At 72.8% G+C, this 18,164-nt stretch carries 15 protein-coding genes; 2 read left to right on the top strand and 13 right to left on the bottom strand.

Features of this window, described 5'->3' with window-relative positions; genetic code table 11:
- Nucleotides 1–104 precede the first annotated feature (104 nt).
- From modB to IXW69_RS00575, 7 genes are all read right to left on the bottom strand, one after another.
- Complete coding sequence (gene modB, locus IXW69_RS00605; protein ID WP_194784451.1) at nt 105–2,168, bottom strand: molybdate ABC transporter permease subunit; 2,064 nt, start codon at nt 2,166–2,168, stop codon at nt 105–107.
- Nucleotides 2,165–3,037: a molybdate ABC transporter substrate-binding protein gene (modA, locus tag IXW69_RS00600; protein WP_194784450.1), complete on the bottom strand. Its 873-nt coding sequence runs from the start codon at nt 3,035–3,037 to the stop codon at nt 2,165–2,167. Before modA ends, modB begins: the two co-directional genes overlap by 4 nt.
- Nucleotides 3,038–3,360: 323 nt before the next feature.
- Nucleotides 3,361–4,155, bottom strand: coding sequence for a respiratory nitrate reductase subunit gamma (narI, locus tag IXW69_RS00595; protein ID WP_194784449.1), 795 nt, complete (start codon nt 4,153–4,155; stop codon nt 3,361–3,363).
- Nucleotides 4,152–4,889, bottom strand: a complete 738-nt coding sequence (gene narJ / locus IXW69_RS00590) for a nitrate reductase molybdenum cofactor assembly chaperone (protein ID WP_194784448.1) — start codon at nt 4,887–4,889, stop codon at nt 4,152–4,154. The genes narI and narJ overlap by 4 nt, the downstream gene beginning before the upstream one ends.
- The gene (narH, locus tag IXW69_RS00585; RefSeq protein WP_194784447.1) at nt 4,886–6,502 is read right to left on the bottom strand and encodes a nitrate reductase subunit beta; all 1,617 of its coding nucleotides are present in this window, start codon (nt 6,500–6,502) and stop codon (nt 4,886–4,888) included. Before narH ends, narJ begins: the two co-directional genes overlap by 4 nt.
- Complete coding sequence (locus tag IXW69_RS00580; RefSeq protein WP_194784446.1) at nt 6,502–10,254, bottom strand: nitrate reductase subunit alpha; 3,753 nt, start codon at nt 10,252–10,254, stop codon at nt 6,502–6,504. The genes narH and IXW69_RS00580 overlap by 1 nt, the downstream gene beginning before the upstream one ends.
- Nucleotides 10,255–10,341: 87 nt before the next feature.
- A complete protein-coding gene (locus IXW69_RS00575; protein ID WP_194784445.1) occupies nt 10,342–11,682 on the bottom strand; it encodes a nitrate/nitrite transporter in 1,341 nt (446 codons plus the stop codon).
- A 286-nt stretch (nt 11,683–11,968) separates the two neighbouring features.
- On the opposite strand from IXW69_RS00575, the gene IXW69_RS00570 reads away from it, so the two are divergent.
- A complete protein-coding gene (locus tag IXW69_RS00570) occupies nt 11,969–12,577 on the top strand; it encodes a MogA/MoaB family molybdenum cofactor biosynthesis protein (RefSeq protein ID WP_194784444.1) in 609 nt (202 codons plus the stop codon).
- A gap of 157 nt (nt 12,578–12,734) precedes the next feature.
- Here IXW69_RS00570 and mobA read toward each other — a convergent pair whose 3' ends face one another.
- The 3 genes from mobA to IXW69_RS00555 are packed head-to-tail and all read right to left on the bottom strand — an operon-like array spanning nt 12,735 to nt 15,477.
- Nucleotides 12,735–13,484, bottom strand: coding sequence for a molybdenum cofactor guanylyltransferase (mobA, locus tag IXW69_RS00565; RefSeq protein ID WP_194784443.1), 750 nt, complete (start codon nt 13,482–13,484; stop codon nt 12,735–12,737).
- Complete coding sequence (gene moaC, locus IXW69_RS00560) at nt 13,471–13,968, bottom strand: cyclic pyranopterin monophosphate synthase MoaC (protein WP_194784442.1); 498 nt, start codon at nt 13,966–13,968, stop codon at nt 13,471–13,473. The genes mobA and moaC overlap by 14 nt, the downstream gene beginning before the upstream one ends.
- A 27-nt stretch (nt 13,969–13,995) precedes the next feature.
- Nucleotides 13,996–15,477, bottom strand: a complete 1,482-nt coding sequence (locus IXW69_RS00555; protein ID WP_194784441.1) for a molybdopterin molybdotransferase MoeA — start codon at nt 15,475–15,477, stop codon at nt 13,996–13,998.
- A gap of 158 nt (nt 15,478–15,635) precedes the next feature.
- On the opposite strand from IXW69_RS00555, the gene IXW69_RS00550 reads away from it, so the two are divergent.
- The gene (locus IXW69_RS00550) at nt 15,636–16,091 is read left to right on the top strand and encodes a molybdenum cofactor biosynthesis protein MoaE (RefSeq protein WP_323745092.1); all 456 of its coding nucleotides are present in this window, start codon (nt 15,636–15,638) and stop codon (nt 16,089–16,091) included.
- 44 nt (nt 16,092–16,135) lie between these two features.
- On the opposite strand, the gene IXW69_RS00545 is transcribed toward IXW69_RS00550, so the two are convergent.
- The 3 genes from IXW69_RS00545 to IXW69_RS00535 all read right to left on the bottom strand — a co-directional run bounded on the left by IXW69_RS00545 (nt 16,136) and on the right by IXW69_RS00535 (nt 18,065).
- The gene (locus IXW69_RS00545) at nt 16,136–16,414 is read right to left on the bottom strand and encodes a MoaD/ThiS family protein (RefSeq protein WP_194784440.1); all 279 of its coding nucleotides are present in this window, start codon (nt 16,412–16,414) and stop codon (nt 16,136–16,138) included.
- Between the two features lie 90 nt (nt 16,415–16,504).
- On the bottom strand, nt 16,505–17,695 hold the full coding sequence (moaA, locus tag IXW69_RS00540) for a GTP 3',8-cyclase MoaA (RefSeq protein WP_194784439.1): 1,191 nt from the start codon (nt 17,693–17,695) through the stop codon (nt 16,505–16,507).
- 70 nt (nt 17,696–17,765) lie between these two features.
- On the bottom strand, nt 17,766–18,065 hold the full coding sequence (locus IXW69_RS00535; RefSeq protein WP_194784438.1) for a DUF2249 domain-containing protein: 300 nt from the start codon (nt 18,063–18,065) through the stop codon (nt 17,766–17,768).
- Nucleotides 18,066–18,164 lie beyond the last annotated feature (99 nt).

The following is an 18,164-nucleotide window of genomic DNA, read 5'->3' as shown; positions in this document are numbered from 1 at the left end:
TGGTGCAGGTGAGTGGTGATGGGCCAGCCTACGGTCGTGTCCGGTGACGAGGGAGACCGTGGCAGGGTCACACGCCTACGGCGAACGTCGCCGCGCTCAAGCGCTCAGCCTCGGGCGGGTAGTACCCGCACCTGGACCGCCTTGATGACGGCGAGCACCTGCGCCCCGGGCTCGAGGCCCAGCTCGGCGACGGCGCCGGCGGTCACGGCCGCGGCGAGGCGCTGGCCCTCGGGCGTCTCCAGCGCGACGGTGACGAGGGCGCCGGCTCGCTCCAGGGACGTCACGATGACCGGAAGTGCGTTGCGCGGGGAGCCGTGCGCGGCGTCCCCCTCCTCCCGGACCGGGTACAGGCCGACGGCGTCCGGGGGCACGAGGGCGATGCCGGGGGAGCCGTGCCGGGCTCCGTCCCAGTCGGTGTCCGGGCGGCCGGCGACCCGGGGGCCGTCACCGAGAAGGAGGGCGGGGGCGGACGGGGTCCCGTCGAGGACCCCTGTGAGGACGCTCGTGCCCGTGAGGCGAGCGGTGAAGTCCGTGGTCGGGGCGGCGAGCACCTCCGCCGCGGCGCCCCGCTCGACGACGCGCCCCCGCACGAGGACGACGACGTCGTCGGCCAGGGCGGTGACGTCGAGGACGTCGTGGGTGACGAGGAGGACCGTCAGCCCCTCCTCGGCAGCTCGCCGGGCGATGAGACGACGCATCTGCGCGCGGGCGGTCACGTCGAGCGCGGCCATCGGCTCGTCGAGGACGAGGACGGCGGGGTCCGTCGCGAGGGCCCGGGCGAGGGCGACGCGGGCGGCCTGCCCGCCGGAGAGGTCGGACCCGGCGCGGCCGGCGAGGTGCTCGGCACCGACGGCGGCCAGCTCGGCACGGGCGCGCTCGCGGGCGACTGTGCGTCCCGACCCGTGGCAGCGCGGGCCGAAGGCGACGTTGTCGAGGACGCTCATGTGGGTGAAGACGCCGGGTGCCTGGGACAGGAGGGCGACGTCGCGCCGCCCGGCGGGGACGAAGGCGCCGGTCCCTCCGTCGTCGACGGTCCGCTCGCCGACGCGGACAGCGCCACCGGTGGCGTCGAGGAGACCGGCGAGGACGAGGCAGGTCGTCGACTTGCCGGATCCGTTGGGGCCGATGAGGGCGAGTGCGCGTCCGGCGGGGACGTCGAGGTCGACGGCGACGTCGCGCTCGGGCGACGTGAAGGACACGTGAAGCTCGCGGCCGCGCCCGCGCCCGGGCTCCGGCCGCTCCGTCCCCGCCGGGATCGGGACGTCCTGACCCCGGGATCGGGACGTCCCGACCGCCAGATCGGTCGACGCGTCCGTGCCGTCAGACGCTGCGACTGCGTCGCCCGGACCGCGTCCCTCGGCGCCGCGCCGCGGCCGCAGGGCCGACCAGGACACGTTGGTCGCGCCCACGATGACGAAGGACAGGGCGATGAGGACGACGGCGAGGGCCAGCGAGGTCTGCGTGTCCGACTCGCGCTCGAGGTAGATCGCGAGCGGCATCGTGCGGGTCACGCCCTCCTTGGAGCCGGCGAAGGCGATCGTCGCGCCGAACTCGCCGAGGCTCCGTCCCAGGGCCAGGGCCGTCCCGCGGGCCAGCGCGGGTCCCGCCAGGGGCAGCGTGACGCGCCGCAGAACCGTCCAGGGCCCGGCGCCGAGCGTCCGGGCGACCGTCTCCGCGCGGGTGTCGCGCGTGCGCAGGGCCGCCTCGAGGGTGACGACGAGGTAGGGCATGGACACGAAGACCTGGGCGACGACGACCGCAGCCGTCGTGAAGGAGATCTGCAGGCCCGAGGCCTGGAGGACCGGGCCGAGGACGCCGCGCCTGCCGAGCGTGGCGAGCAGCGCGATGCCGGCGACGACGGGCGGCATCGTCATCGGGAGCACGGCGATGACCCGGGCCACGCGGACCCCTGGCCAGTCGCGGGCGAGAAGGAGCGCGAGGGGGACACCGAGCAGCACCGAGACGGCGGTGGAGACGACGCAGGTGCGCAGGGACAGGCCGAGGGCGAGCCGGGCGCTCTGGGATGACAGGACCGTCGGGAGCTCGGTCCAGCCGACGCGGGTGCCCAGGCCCAGGAGGGGCAGTACGATGGCGCAGCCGCCCAGCGCCCCCAGGAGGACGACGAGCGTCGGAAGGGGCGTCCGGACGGCGCGCGACCGACGGCTCACTTCGTGGTCGCGGGGGACGCTGACCTGCTCGCGTCCGCGCCGGCGCCCGGGGCTCCGAAGCCGTAGGTGCCCTGCAGGACGGTCTGGCCGCTCCGGGACAGGACGTAGTCGACGAAGGCCTGCGCGGCCGCGGCGTTCTTCGCGTCCTTGGTGACGGCGATCGGGTAGTGGTTGATGACGTCGTTCGCCGGGAGGGCGACGGTCTCGACGGCGTCGCCGGCGTCCTTGGCGTCGGTGGCGTAGACGATGCCGGCGTCGGCCTCACCGGACTCGACCTTGCCTCGCACGTCGGTCACCTTCTGCTCCTCGGAGACCGGGGCGAGGGTCACTCCGAGCTCCTTCTCGAGCTTGACGGTGGCGGCGCCGCAGGGGACCTCGGGCGCGCAGACGACGAGGTCCGCGTGCTTGAGCGTGCCGTTGAGTCCCGTGACGCCAGCAGGGTTCCCCTCGGGAACGATGAGCGTGAGGGCGTTCGTGGCGAACTCGGTCTGCTCGCCGACGAGGCCCTGGTCGGCGGCGTCCTTCATCGTCGAGCTGTTCGCGGTGGCGAGGACATCGGCCGCGGAGCCCTCGGCGAGGGCGGAGACGAGGTCCTGGGAGCCCTCGAAGTCGAAGGTGACGGAGGCGTCGGGGTTGTCCGCCTTGAAGTCCTTGGCGATCTCCTCGAAGGAGTCCTGGAGGCTGGCTGCGGCGAAGACGGTGATCTCCCCGGAGACGGTTCCGGAGGCGCCCGCGGTCGCGGCGCTGGACGCGCCGGCGTCGTTCGCGGAGGCGGTCGAGGAGCTGGAGGAGCCACCACCGCAGGCGGCGAGCGAGGCGGCGGAGACGAGGGACAGGGTGGTGAGTGCGACGCGGCGCGAGAGGCGCATGGCGTTCCTTTCGGGATCGAGGCGATTGCGAGACCGGGCTCCGTGGCTCCCGCCGACGGCGCCGGGCCCCCCGGGTCCCGCTCTCCTGCACGCCGGGCTGCGCGGAGGACCGGGGCCGCCTCAATCGTACGGTGGTGGCCGTCGATATTCGGGCGGTCTGCCCGGACCTCGGACCATGCAGCGTGTGCTGGCTCCGCCACCGGCCCCGGCCAGTCGGCTCCTCGCCCGGGCACGACGACGGCGGGGCGCCCTCCTGGAGGAGGACGCCCCGCCGTGTGGAGGGTGCTCGGCCCGCTGGCTGGGACCGGGCTCTGGGACCGTGCTCAGGCGCCGCGGGAGGCGGCGACGTCGTCGGAGCCCTGGTTGCCGGTGCCCTGCGTGCGCACCGGCTGCCAGCCGCGCCGGACCGGGGCGGCGGAGACCGACGCCTCGCGGGTGCGGTAGACGACGTAGGGGCGCGTCACGTAGCCGACCGGGGCCGAGACCACGTGGACGAGGCGCGTGAAGGGCCAGATCGCGAAGAGGAGGAAGGCCGCGACGACGTGGAGCTTGAAGGCGAGCGGCACGCCCGCCATGAGGGCCGTGTCCGGGTGGAAGGACAGGACCGAGCGCAGCCAGGGGCTGATCGTCTGGCGGTAGTCGTAGCCGCCGTCGGCGCCGCCCAGGAGCTGCGTCGTGATCGTCGCCCACGAGCCGAGGAGGATCGGGACGAGGAGGAAGCAGTACATGACCTTGTCGTTGCGGGTGGTCGCGAAGCGCACGGACCTTACGACGAAGCGGCGGTACAGCAGGCCCGCGAGGCCCACGAGGGTCATGAGTCCGGCGATCGACCCCGGGATCATCGCCATGAGGTGGTAGACGTGCTCCGGGATCCCGACGGCCTCGGTCCAGCTCTTCGGGATGAGGAGGCCCATGACGTGACCGAGGGCCACGAAGATGATGCCGAAGTGGAACAGGGGGCTGGCCCAGCGCAGGATGGCGGACTCGTTCCACTGGGAGGAGCGGCTCGTCCAGCCGAACTGGTCCGTGCGGTAGCGCCACACGAGCCCCACGACGAGCAGGGTGAGGGACGCGTAGGGCAGTGCCGTCCACAGGACGGCGGACTCGAAGGTGCTCATGAGCGGGTCTCCTGGGTGGCGGCTGCCGGAGCGAGCCCGGCGAGGGCGTTCCGGACGGGGAGTGTCGGGAAGGGCAGGACGTCGGTGACGCCGACGGTCTCCGTGGGCGGGCCGGCCGCGACGAGCGCCCTGATCCGGTCCGCGGTGGCCTCGTCGATCTCCGGCAGCGTCATGGAGACGGCCTCGACGAGGTCCGTGTAGGGGCTGCGCGCGTCCGTGAGGGCGGCGCGCAGCACCTCGATGCCCTCGCGGTGGGAGGACAGGAGGACGTCGGCGATCTCGTCGCCCGAGCGCGCCGAGAGCTCGAGGACGACCGGCAGGTAGTCCGGCAGCTCGTCGTTCGTCATCCCCCAGCCCGCTGCTGCGAGCGCCTCCTTGAAGGCGAGGATCGCGCTGCCGCGCTGCCGGGTGTCGCCCACCGCGTAGTAGGTGAGGTACAGGCAGCAGCGCCGACGGCGGTCGAAGGTCTCGACGTAGTGCTCGGCGAGCGCCCGGGGCCCCATGTCATGGGCGGCCGTGATGAAGCGGCGCAGGGCTGCGGCCACGGGCTCCGGCGGTGCGTCCGGGCCGGCGAGGGCGGCCTCGGAGGCGCCCAGCCGGTCGCTGATCGTGGTCTCCTCGGGGTAGTCGAGGAGGAGGGAGGCGATCATGTGGGTCGTCGCGCGCTGGGCGGAGGTGACGGCCACGGGCTCCGGGGCCGCGAGCACGCGCGGGGCGCGCACGAAGGTCGTCATGACCGACCCTCGCCGCTGGAGCCGACCCCCGCGAGGCCCGGACCCGCGGCCGGCACGGGGGAGGGGCGCACGGAGGGCATCGGCAGGGCGACGCGGCCGGAGCCGGGCTGGCCGTGGAAGGAGGCGACGTCGGCGGTGTGGCAGGCCTCGGGGGCGCCGTCGCCCAGCAGGGTGCGCACGTCGTCGCCCATCGCCTCCATGCCTCGGGGCACCTCGGGCTTGTTCGTGGGGATGACGTAGCGGTCGTCGTACTTGGCGATGGCGAGGAGGCGGTACATGGCCTCGAGCCGCTCGCCGGTGGTGCCCACCGATGCGGCGATCGCCGGGTCCGGGGTGGTACCGAGGTCGACGTCGCGCATGTGGGAGCGCATGGCCGCCAGGCGGCGCAGCGACTTCTCGACGGGGTTCGTGTCGCCGGCGGTGAAGAGCCCGGCGAGATACTCCAGCGGGATGCGCATGTCGGAGACGGCGGAGAGGAGGACGCGGTGGTCCTCGGCGTCCATCCCGGCCGCGGCCACCTCGTCGACGACGGGGGACAGCGGCGGGATGTACCAGACCATCGGCATGGTGCGGTACTCGGGGTGCAGCGGCAGGGCGACCTCGTAGGTCTGGATGAGGTCCCACAGCGGGGACTCCTGCGCGGCGGTGATCCAGGACTCCGGGACGCCCTCGGCGCGTGCGGAGGCGATGACCTCCGGGTCGCGCGGGTCGAGGAGGATCTCGCGCTGGGCCATGTAGAGGTCCTGGGGGTCCTCGACGGCGGCGGCCTGGGAGACGCGGTCGGCGTCGTAGAGGAGGACGCCGAGGTAGCGCAGGCGGCCCACGCAGGTCTCGGAGCAGACGGTCGGCTGGCCGACCTCGAGGCGCGGGTAGCACAGGGTGCACTTCTCGGCCTTGCCCGTGGTGTGGTTGAAGTAGACCTTCTTGTACGGGCAGGCGGAGACGCACATGCGCCAGCCGCGGCAGCGGTCCTGGTCGACCAGGACGATGCCGTCCTCGGAGCGCTTGTACATGGCGCCGCTCGGGCAGGCCGAGACGCAGGTGGGGTTGAGGCAGTGCTCGCAGATGCGCGGCAGGTAGAACATGAAGGTCTGGTCGATCTGGGTGCGGACCTTCTCGTTCATGCCGGCGAGGACCGGGTCCTCGGCGAGGGTCTCCATGGAGCCGCCGAGGTCGTCGTCCCAGTTCGGGCCCCACTCGATCTTCGACATGTAGTCGCCGGTGAGCTGGCTCTTGGCACGGGCCACGGGCAGCGCGGGGGAGTCCTTGGGGGCCGAGAGCAGCTTGTCGTACTCGTAGGTCCAGGGCTCGTAGTAGTCCTCGACGCCGGGCAGGTCCGGGTTGGCGAAGATGGTGGCGAGCTTGCGCAGACGGCCGCCGCCGCGCGGGACGAGGCGACCGTTGCGGGTGCGCCTCCAGCCGCCCTTCCACCTGTCCTGGTCCTCCCACCCCTTGGGGTAGCCGACGCCGGGACGGGTCTCGACGTTGTTGAACCACATGTACTCGGTGCCCTCGCGGTTCGTCCACGCCTGCTTGCACGTGACGGAGCACGTGTGGCAGCCGATGCACTTGTCGAGGTTCATGATCATGCCGATCTGGGCCATCACCTTCATCAGAAGGTCACCTCCTGGTTGACGCGGCGGCGGATGAGCGTGACCTCGTCACGGTTGTTTCCGGTCGGGCCGATGTAGTTGAACGCGTAGGAGAGCTGGGCGTAGCCGCCCGCGAAGTGGCTGGGCTTGAGGACGATGCGCGTGAGCGAGTTGTGCGTGCCGCCTCGACGGCCGGACTCCTCGGTGAGCGGGGTGTTCATCGTGCGCTCCTGGGCGTGGTACATGAAGACCATGCCCTCGGGGATGCGGTGCGAGACGATGGCGCGGGCCGCGACGTTGCCGTTGCGGTTGTAGGCCTCGACCCACTCGTTGTCCCTCACGCCGATCTTCTCGGCGTCCTGGGGACTCATCCAGATGGTCTGACCGCCTCGGCCCAGGGTGAGCATGTGGAGGTTGTCGTAGTACTGGGAGTGGATCGCCCACTTGTTGTGCGCGGTGAGGTACCGGACGGCGACCTGCGCGGTGCCCGCCCCGGACTGGGAGACCGTGCCGGGGGCCTGCTCGCCGTAGAGGCTCGCGAGGTCCAGCGGCGGACGGAACTGCGGGAGGGACTCGCCCATGTCCCGCATCCAGTCGTGGTCGAGGTAGTAGTGCATGCGGCCGGTGAGCGTGTGCCACGGCTTGTGGTGCTCGACGTTGACGACGAAGGCGCTGTAGCGGCGCCCGCCGTGCTCGGAGCCGGACCACTCGGGGGTGGTGATGACCGGCTGGGGCTTGACCTGCGTGTCCGCGAAGGTGATCTGCTTGCCGGCCTCCTCCTCGCTCAGCTCGACGAGGTCGGTGCCGGTCCGCCTCGACAGCGTGCCCCATCCCTGGGTGGCGAGGCGGCCGTTGGTGGCGCCGGACATGTGCATGACGGCGTCGCCGGCCCTGATGGGGGTGTCGATGAGCGGGCGGTCCTCGCCCGCGCCGGTGCCGGTCCCGTGGGCGCGGCGCAGCTTCTCCATCTCCTTGTCGGCCACCAGCATGATGCCCTTGGCGGGGATGCCGGGGGACTCCACGAGCGGGCCGACGGTGTTGAACTTGTTGAGGATCTGCGTGTAGTCGCGCTCGATGGGGACGAGCTTGGGCATCGTGACGCCGGGGACCCAGCCCTCGGGCAGGGTGCGCACGTCGCCGTGCGCCATGGTCATGGCGTCGGGCGTGTCATGGCTGAGCGGGGCGGCGACGACGTCGGTCTGGGTGCCGAGGTACGTCGGTGCCCACTGCGAGACCATGCGCGCGAGCTGCTGGTAGATGTCGAAGTCGCTGCGCGCCTCCCACGGCGGGTTGATCGCCATGTTGAAGGAGTGGATGAAGGGGTGCATGTCCGTCGTGGACAGGTCGTACTTCTCGTACCAGGTCGCGGCGGGCAGGACGACGTCGGAGTGCAGGGTGGTGGAGGTGTTGCGGAAGTCCGCGGTCCACATGAGGTCGAGCTTGCCCTGGGGGGCCTCGCGCCAGGTCATCGACTTGGGGCGGCGGTCCTCGGGGGTCTCGACGGCGTTGACGTCGTTGTCCGCGCCCACCATGTGGCGCAGGAAGAACTCGGTGCCCTTGGCGGAGGAGCCGAGGAGGTTCGTGCGCCAGGAGGCGAGGATGCGCGGGAAGTTCTCCTCGGCGTCGGGGTCCTCGCAGGCGAAGCGCAGCTCGCCCTTGCTCAGCTGGTCGGCGACGTACTCGGCGGGCTTCATCCCGGCCTCAGCGGCCTGCTGGCCGAGGAGGAGCGGGTTGCGGTTGAAGGTCGGGTAGGAGGGCATCCAGCCGCGCTTCATGGACTCGACCATGGTGTCGGCGGCGGACTTGCCCGCGAGATCTCCGGTACCCAGCGGTGAGCCGAGGCGGTCGGCGGGGGTGTCGTCGTAGCGCCACTGGCCGGTGGTGAGGTACCAGAAGGCGGTCGAGATCATCTGTCGGGCCGGGCGGGCCCAGTCGAGGGCGAAGGCGAACATGGACCAGCCGCCGATCGGGCGGACCTTCTCCTGCCCGACGTAGTGGGCCCAGCCGCCGCCGTTGACGCCCTGGGTGCCGCACATGGAGGTGAGGGCGAGGATCGTCCGGTAGATCTCGTCGGCGTGGTAGTAGTGGTTGATCCCGGCGCCCATGATGACCTGCGAGCGGCCCTGGGACTCGACGGCGTTCTGCGCGAAGTCGCGGGCGACGCGGATGGCGGCGGGGCCGGCGACGCCGGTGATCTCGCTGGCCCAGGCGGGGGTGCCGGGGACGGTGGCGTCCTGGTAGTCGGCGGGCCACTGGCCGGGCAGGCCGGGGCGCTCGACGGCGTAGTTGGCGAGCAGGACGTCGTAGACGGTGGTGACGAGGCGGCCGTCGGCCAGTCGCGTGGCGGGGACGCCGCGGTGGACGACGCCGCCGCCGACGCTCCCGGTGGGGGTCTTGGAGGCGGGCAGGTCGAAGCGGGGGAGGAGCACCTCGGTCGGCAGGACCTCGCGCTGCCCGGAGAGGTCGTCGATGCTCATGATCGCGTCGACGCCCTCCATGAGGAGGTTCCAGCGGCCCTCGCCCTCCGGGGTGAAGCGGTCGGCGAGGGTGCCGCCGGGGTCGGCGGGGCCGCGCTCGCGGTCCCAGACCAGCGGTCGGAAGGCGTTCTTGGGGGCGCCCTCGGCGACGCCGTCGACGCCGTCGGCGGTGACGAAGCGGCCGGGGACGTAGCCGCCCTCGGGGCGCTCGTCGAGCTCGATGAGGAAGGGTGCGTCGGTGTGGCGGCGCATGTAGTCCAGGAAGTAGGGCTCGCGCCGCCCCACGTGGAACTCCTTGAGGATGACGTGCCCCATCGCCATGGCGAGGGCCCCGTCGGTGCCGGGGGCGACGCGCAGCCACTGGTCGGCGAACTTGGTGTTGTCCGCGTAGTCGGGGGAGACGGCGACGACCTTCTGGCCGTGGTAGCGGGCCTCGGTCATGAAGTGGGCGTCGGGGGTGCGGGTGACTGGGAGGTTGGAGCCCCACATGATGAGGAACTGCGAGTTGTACCAGTCGCCGGCCTCGGGGACGTCGGTCTGGTCGCCGAAGACCTGCGGGGAGGCGGGCGGCAGGTCCGCGTACCAGTCGTAGAAGGACAGCATCGTGCCGCCGATGAGCTCGTGGAAGCGCGAGCCGGCGCCGTAGGAGAGCATCGACATGGCGGGGATGACGGAGAAGCCGGCGCAGCGGTCCGGGCCCCAGGTGCGGATCGTGTGGACGTAGGCCGCGGCGATGATGTCCATGGCCTCGTCCCAGCCGACGCGCACCATGCCGCCCTTGCCGCGGGCGGACTTGTAGGCGCGGGCGGTCTCGGGGTTCCCGGTGACCTCGGCCCAGGCGGCGACGGCGTCGCCGTCGTGGCGGGCTCGCGCCTCGCGGAAGGCGTCCAGGAGGACGGAGCGCACGTAGGGGTAGCGGATGCGGGTGGGGGAGTAGGTGTACCAGGAGAAGGCGGCGCCGCGGGGGCAGCCGCGCGGCTCGTACTCCGGCATGTCCGGCCCGGTGGTCGGGTAGTCGGTGATCTGCTTCTCCCAGGTGATGACGCCGTCGGTGACGTACACCTCCCAGGCGCACGAGCCCGTGCAGTTCACTCCGTGCGTGGAGTGGACCATCTTGTCGTGGCTCCAGCGGTGCCGGTAGAAGGTGTCGGCCTCGCGGCCGCCCTCGAGGAAGAGTCGGCGGCCGTCCTTGGACGCCTTGCCCTTGCGGAGGTAGGAGCCGAGGGAGAACAGCCCTGGGGCGGTCTCGACCTGGGTGTCGTCGCTGGGGACGAGGGGCTCGTGCACGGTGCTCATCGAGGTCCTTCGATCGGTGCGGTGGAGGTGGTGGTCGGAAAGCGGTTCGGCCCGGTCCGCTCTGAGCGGGCGGACCGGGCCGTGGCGTCAGCCCCGGAAGGGGGCGTTCGGACGGGCGTAGCGGATCCAGCAGACGACGGCGCACAGGGCCGAGTAGGCGGCGGAGATCCAGAACCAGGTGGCGGCGTCCATAGAGGACAGGGCGACGCCGACGAGGAAGGGCCCGAAGCAGGCGATGGCGGCGGTGAAGCCGATGGCGCCGCCGGCCTGGGTCTTGGGCATGATCATCGGCATCTGCTTGAAGGTGCCGGCGTTGCCGATGCCTGCGAAGAAGAACATGGCGAGCATCGCCCACAGGAAGGGCGTGAACTGGGACGGGTCGCTCGGGTGGAGGTAGAGGGCGGCCCAGCCGAGGGTGACGGCCATGCCGACGGCGGAGACGAAGGTCCACAGGCCGCCGGAGAGCTTGTCGCACAGCGGGCCCCAGGCGACGCGGACGATCGAGCCGATGAGGGGGCCGAGGAAGGCGTAGGTGGCACCCAGCGGCAGGTCCTTGAAGCCGAGCTCGGCGAGGTGGGACGAGGCGCCGAAGGTGTTGTTGATGAGGAGGCCGAACTGGGCGGAGAAGCCGGAGAAGAGCCCGAAGGTGAGCACGTAGAGCATGGTCATGAACCACGTGTTCGGGTTGGAGAAGATGTCGATCTGCTGGCGGAAGTTCGCCTTGACCGGGACGTCCTTGAGGTAGGCGAAGGCGAGGATCGCGGCGAGGATCGTCCACGGCACGAAGAAGATCGCGGCGTTGTGGACGAAGATCGCCTCGTTGCCGGCCTGGCGCTGCGGGGCGATGAAGGTGATGCCGAGGAGGCCGAAGCCCATGAGCCAGGGGCCGACGATCTGGATGATCGACATGCCGAGGTTGCCGATGCCGGCCTGGAGGTTGAGGGCCGTGCCTGACAGTCGCTTCGGGAAGAAGAAGCCGGTCGAGGGCATGTAGCCGGAGAAGGTGCCGCCGCCGACGCCGCAGAGGAAGGACAGCAGGAGGAGGACGGCGTAGGGCGTGTGGACGTCCTGGACGGCGAAGAACCAGCCGATCATCGGGATCAGGTAGAGCATCGAGGAGATCCCGATGAGCTTGCGCGTGCCCAGGGGGGCCGGCAGGAACATGTAGATGAGGCGGATGAGCCCGCCGGACAGGCCGGGCATGGCGGTGAGCCAGTAGAGCTGGCCCTTGGTGAGGTCGAAGCCGATGAGCTTGAGCTTCGGGGCGATGGCCGAGACGAGGAAGAAGACGCAGAAGGCGATGACCATCGAGAAGGTCGAGATGGCCAGGGTCCGCCAGGCGATCTTGGAGTCCCAGTGCTCCGGGTCCTCGGGGTTCCAGCCCTGGAGGACCTTCCCCGAGGTGTCGAGCGGGATCTCGCTGCTCATGTGGTCTCCTGTTGAGTGACGTCGTGCTGATGACCTGGAGGGCTCGCGGGCCCGTGCGTCGGTGCGGTGGGCGGGGTGCCGGAGCCGGTGGCGGCGCCGTCGGCGGGGTGGCCCTCGGCACGTGCTGGGCTCATGATGCACTCGACCGGTAGCCGGTTGGACAACGGCGTGTTTTCCCCGGTAGGACGCGGGTTCTCCGCACCCGGATTTCTCACGGGATGCTTTGTTTTAAATAATAGGGGGCTTCGCTATTGGGCTGCGTCGGGGCCCGGGTAGCGTGGTGCCCATGAGTCACTTCCACGAGCACGCCCACGGCGGCTCCGCGCACGGTCCGGGCGAGGGCGCCCGCCCCGGCTCCCAGCCGAGCGCCGATGAGGTCGTCCAGAAGAGCCTGCAGCCCCTCGAGCACGAGGTGCGCGGTGCCGTCATCACCGTCTCCGACCGCTGCGCATCCGGCGAGCGCGATGACCTCTCCGGCCCGCTCGCCATGCGCCTGCTCGCTGAGCACGGCGTCCTCGTCCAGGACGTCCAGGTCGTCCCCGACGGCGTCGAGTCCGTCTCCCAGGCGATCCGCGAGGCCGTCGCGACGGGGTCGCGGGTCATCCTCACGACCGGCGGCACCGGTGTCACCCCGCGCGACCTCACCCCGGAGGGCACCGCGCCGCTCCTCGAGACCCGCCTTGAGGGCCTTGAGGCGCAGGTCCGCTCCTACGGCCTGGCCAAGACGCCGCTCGCGGGGCTCTCCCGCGGGCTCGTGGGCGTCACGTCCCGGGACTCAGCGGGCGCGCTCGTCGTCAACGCCCCCGGGTCGCGCGGCGGGGTCAAGGACACCGTCGCCGTCATCGGCCCGCTCGTCCCGCACGTCCTCGAGCAGCTCGGCGGCGGCGACCACTGAGGTCGTCGCTGAGCCGACCCGGAGCCGCCCAGCGCTCCACGGCGCCGGGCGGCTCCGTCGTTCTCGGGCGCTCCGCGCGCGCCCGGTTCCGACTCTGGGGCGGGCGCAGTCCCAGGGGCGCGCCCGCGTGCTAGCGGCGCCGACCGGCCTCGCGGGCTCAGCGGACGGTCGCGTCCCCGGAAGGACCTCCGCCGGCTCGCTCCCAGTCGTGCACGTCCTGCCAGGTGTCGAGGTCCCGCGAGGCGTCGCGCACGGCGTCCTCAGCGAGCTCGACGACGTCGAGGGCCCGCAGGGTCCGGTGCACGGCGACGTCCCGGAGCGGGCGCCCGCCCGGAGCGACGACGGCACTGAGCCGTGCCGTGCGGTAGACGCCGAGGAGGTACTGCGTGTGCCGGTCCGCGCCCCGTCCGGAGACGGCGACGGCGCCGTCGCGCTCCGGGGCGTCCTGTGCGGCGACGAGGAGGGCGGGCAGCGCCCGGTAGGAGTCCGGGGCGTCGCAGGTGAGGACGGCCGTGAGCGGTACCGGGCCGTCAGCGGCCTCGGCGCCGTCGGAGACGTGGGCGAGCGCGAGGAGCCCCGCCGCGAGGCCGGCGACCGGTCCGCCGAGCGGCGGGTCCTCGAGGGCTCGCAGGACGCCGACCGGCAGGGCGACCTCCTCGGGCGCCACGACGACGACCCCGCCGAGCCCCAGCGGGGCGCGCAGCGACTCGATCCCCGCGAGGACGTGGTCGAGCAGGCGCTCGCCGCGGGCGACGACGTCGGGCTTGGAGACCCCGCCCAGGCGGCGTCCGGTCCCGCCCGCCAGCACGACGACGCCGACTGCGCCAGCGCCGCCGACGCTGCCGCTGGTACCGCGCGTTCGGGGTGAGGAGGCTCCGGCGGGGGCCCGAGGCTCAGACGGCGTCATCGGGACGGACCCAGTCGCCGGAGCGGCCGCCGGACTTCGCGGTCACCTTCGCCTCGCGCAGCGCGACGGAGCGGTCGACGCCCTTGACCATGTCGACGATCGCGAGACCCGCGACCGTCGCGGCCGTGAGGGCCTCCATCTCCACGCCGGTGCGGTCCGCGGTGCGCACCGTCGTCTCGATCCGGACGCCCTCGTCCTCGACGGCGAGGTCGACCGAGCAGCCGTGGACGCCGATGACGTGGGCGAGCGGCAGCAGGTCCGGGACCTTCTTCGCTGCGGCGATACCCGCGATCCGCGCCACCGCGAGGACGTCGCCCTTCGGGACCGTGCCGTCGCGCAGCGCCGCGACGATGTTCGGGGCGCAGGCCACGAAGGCGGTCGCGCTCGCGGTCCGGACCGTCGGTTGCTTGGCGGTCACGTCGACCATGTAGGCGGCCCCGGCGTCGTCGAGGTGGGTGAGGCGGATCTGGGACGGGTCGGTCACGGCTGTCTCCTGGACGTGTCTCGAGGGTCAGGCGGTCGGCTGCTCGGGCGCGTGCGGCGGCACGGGGGCGCCCGAGCGGACCGGGAGCTGCGCGCCGCCGGGAGCGGCGGGGGAGGCGAGCGCGATGAGCCCGACCTCGTCGCCCGGCTCGACGGCCGGCGTGTTCGCGGGGACGACGGCGAGGGCCTGCGCCGCCGGCAGGGAGGCGACGAGGTGCGAGCCCGAGCCCAGGCGGTGCGTCGGCGCCACCCAGCGGGTCACCCAGACGTCCTGCGGCGCGGCGTCGGTGCCCTCGGGCAGGTCGGCGGGCCTCTCGATGAGGCGCACAGGGACGTGCTGGCGGCGGCTCCCGGCGGTCCTCCAGGAGATCCCGGCGCGTGTGCGCACCGGAAGCGCGGTGCCGGCGCGGGCCGGGGTGAGCGCGGTGGCCGCGGACTGGTCGACGCCGTCGGAGGTGGTGGCGGGAGCGAGCGCGACGCCGTCGTGCCCGTCGAGGCGGGCCAGCGCCGGGGCGACGATCGTCGTGAAGGACACGAGGACGCTCACCGGGTTGCCCGGCAGCATGATGATCGGCACCTCGCGACCGTCGGAGGCGCGCACGGTGCCGTGGCCCTGCGGCTTGCCCGGCTGCATGGCGACCTTCGAGAAGGTGAGGACGACGTCGGCACCGGCCTGGGAGCCCTCACGGGAGGCGTCCGCGAGCATCTTGAGCGGGTCGAAGGCGCCGGCCGAGACTCCTCCGGAGGTGACGATGAGGTCCGCGCCGTCGGCGGCCCGGGCCAGCACCGCTGAGAGCGCCTCGGCGGTGTCGCCGGAGCGGTGGACGGAGGCGACGGCCTCACCGTTCTCCTCGACGAGCCCGGCGATGAGAAGGCTGTTGGAGTCCGGGACCGCACCCGTGGGCAGGGACTCGCCGGGGTCGACGAGCTCGGCGCCGGTCGAGACGACGGCGACGCGCACCCGGGGGAACGCCGTGACCGTGCCGCGGCCGACGCTCGCCAGCGAGGAGACGGCGGTGGCGGACAGGACCGTCCCGGCCGCCATGACGGGGTCGCCGACGGCGACGTCCTCGCCCGCCTGACGGATCGCGAGCCCGACGCCGACCTCGGCCATGATCCCGACGCGCTCGGGCAGCGGGTGGCTGCCCGGCTCCTGGTCCGTGTCCTCCACCTTGACGACGGCGTCCGCACCCTCGGGCAGCATCGCGCCGGTCATGATGCGCTGCGCCGTCCCCGGCGCGAGAGGCTCGGGCGCGGCGCCCGCGGGGACGTCGCCCGTCACGGGCAGGAGGACCGGGTTCTCCGGTGAGGCGCCCGCGCTCTCGGCGGCGCGCACGGCGTAACCGTCCATGGAGGAGTTCGTCCACGGCGGCACCGGGAGGGCCGCGGTGACGTCCTCGGCGAGCACGAGGCCGTGGGCCTCGGCGAGCGGGACCTCGACGGGCTCGAGCGGCGTGAGGGAGGCCAGCACCTCGGCGACGTAGTCTTCCAGCGGCAGCAGCTCGGGCATGAGGTCCCTTCCTCGATGAGTCGGTTGCGGGCGGGGCGCGCCCGGGGTCCCCATCATGCCCGCATCCGCTCGACCGACGCACCCGCCCACGGGTGCCGTGCCCGGGTGGGTACGTGTAGCGTCTCGGGGCAGTCCCGGACCCGTCCCGAGGAGGAGCAGTGAGCGAGAAGGTGCCCGCCGACGACAGGCTGAGCGCGCGGATCGTCCGTGCCGAGGTCACCTCGGAGCCGATCAGCGTCTCCGAGCTCGCCGACGCCGTCGGGGACCGTGCCGCCGGAGCGGTCCTCACCTTCGACGGCGTCGTGCGCGACCACGACGGCGGTCGTGGCGTCATCGGCCTGACCTACTCCTCGCACCCCAGTGCCGACGAGATCGTGCGGACCATCGCCGAGGAGGTCGCGGCGCGTCCCGGTCTGCGCGCCGTCGCCGTCGTCCACCGCGTCGGGGACCTGCGCATCGGGGAGACCGCGCTCGGCGTCGCCGTGAGCGCCGACCACCGCGCGCCCGCCTTCGACGCGCTGCGCGAGGCGGTCGAGGAGGTCAAGAAGCGCCTGCCGATCTGGAAGCACCAGCTCTTCGAGGACGGCTCCAAGGAGTGGTCCAACATCGCCTGAGCGGGAGCGCCTGCGGTGCTGCCGCCCGCTGTGCTGCCGCGGGCTCAGCCGCCCGCAAAAGGCGGTAGGACGTCGACCCGGGTGCCGTCGGCCAGCGGCGTCAGCGAGTCCGGCGGCGTCGACATCGAGTTCACGAGGTAGCTCGACACCCCGATGACCTTCGCCATCGCGAGGCCGCGCCCGGCCAGCTCCTCGCGCAGCGCCGCGAGGGTCGTGCCCTCGGCGACGTCGAGGCGCTCCTCGGTCCGTCCGGCGGCCTCGGCGGCGGCCGCGAAGTAGTGGATCTCGACCGAGATCGTCCCGGTGGAGGACTCAGTGCTCAACGAGGCTCCTGTCTCGAGGCTGGTGGATGGGGGAGGGGCGCGGGCAGTGCGCCGTGCGGGGACCCGCGCGCAGCGCGCGGGCCGGCGGGCTCAGCCGCCGATCGCGGACATCGTGCGCGCCGGGCGGACGAAGCCGTCTGGCGCCTCCCAGGGCTCGTTCGTGCCGTGCCCGAGGGGCTTGTGCCAGGTGGCGCCCGCCCAGATGCGGATGAGCTCGTCGTCGGTGGCGCCCGCGCGCACGGGGCCGCGCAGGTCCGTCTCCGTCGAGGAGAAGAGGCAGGTCATGAGGCGCCCGTCCGCGGTGACCCGCGTGCGGTCGCAGTCCTCGCAGAAGGGGGCGGTCACCGAGGCGATGATGCCGACGCGGCCTGCCGGGTGCTCGTGGCCCCCGCGGTCGGTGCCCGCGGCGACGTCCCACAGGGCGGCCGGGCGGCGGTCGGGGCGCCCCACCTCAGTCAGCTCGTAGCCGGCGGCCTCGAGCGAGGCCAGCACGTCGGCGACGCCGACGACGTCCTCCGGCTGCCACGACTCGCGCGGACCGAGCGGCATGTGCTCGATGAATCGCAGGCTCCAGCCGCGGCGCAGGCACTCCCCGAGAAGCTCGGGAGCGCGCCGGTCCACGGTGCCCGGCATGGCGACGGCGTTGACCTTGATCGGGTCAAGCCCCGCCGCCTGGGCGCCCGCGACGCCGCGCAGGACGTCGTCGAGGCGGTCGCGGCGCGTGGTGCGGGCGTACTCCTCGGGGTCGAGGGTGTCGATGGAGACGTTGACGCGCCTGAGCCCGGCGGCGCGCAGGCCCTCCGCCCGCTTGTCCAGGCCGAGGCCGTTCGTGGTGAGGCCGACGTCGGGGGCCTCGCCGGTGCGGCGGGTGCGCAGCGAGGCGACCGCGGCGACGATCTCCTCGAGGTCGCGGCGCATGAGCGGCTCGCCGCCCGTGAGACGGATCCGCTCGACGCCGAGCCTCTCGACGGCGATGCGCGCGAGCCGACCCAGCTCCTCAACGGTGAGGAGGGACTCGCTCGGGAGCCACTCGAGGCCCGCGGCGGGCATGCAGTAGGTGCAGCGCAGGTTGCACCGGTCCGTGACGGACAGGCGCAGGTCGCGCACGGTGCGTCCGAAGCGGTCGGTGAGGTGGTCGGGGACGGCGCCGTCGGCGGTCGTCGGGACCTCAGGGACCTGGTCAGGGGACCAGGGGGCGGCGACGGCGTCGCGGCGCAGGGGCATCGGCAGCGCCACGGGCGCGGCGCTGCTCCCCCTCGTGCGGACGTCGGCGGAAGTCATGGGGTGAGGATAACCGGACGCCCGTCCGGCGCCAGGGGCGGGGCGGGCGTCCGGTCGGTCCTGCGGCGGGTCAGGCCACGCGGAGGATCTCGACGCGGGCGAAGCCGTCCTCCTGCTCCAGGAGGGTGTGCTGGAACGTGAAGGGCAGCTGGTCGATCTGCGTGAGGAGCGGGGTGGGGACGTGCGGGGCGACGAGGTCGAAGCCCTCGCCCACGTTGAGGGAGGAGGCGGCGCCGATGACGGCGGCGTGACGCAGACGGTGCGGGATCTCGCGGGCGTCGAGGGTGAGACGGCCGGAGTCGTGCTCGCCGCAGGAGCAGCCGCCGGAGTGCTTCTCCTGGATCGGGATGAGGTTCGGGTTCTCGCTCATTGAGGTTCCTCTCGTTTGTGGGTGCGCCGCGCTCGTGGTACGGCGGGTGGTGGGCGGCCTCGTTGGCGTCCGACGTGACACGGAGCGCGCCGTGAGAGC

The sequence above is a fragment of the Actinomyces haliotis genome (genome assembly GCF_015355765.1).
GTDB classification, from domain to species: Bacteria; Actinomycetota; Actinomycetes; order Actinomycetales; family Actinomycetaceae; genus Actinomyces; species Actinomyces haliotis.
Note: the sequence above shows the minus strand (reverse complement) of the source record. Positions and strands in the feature narration are given on the sequence as shown.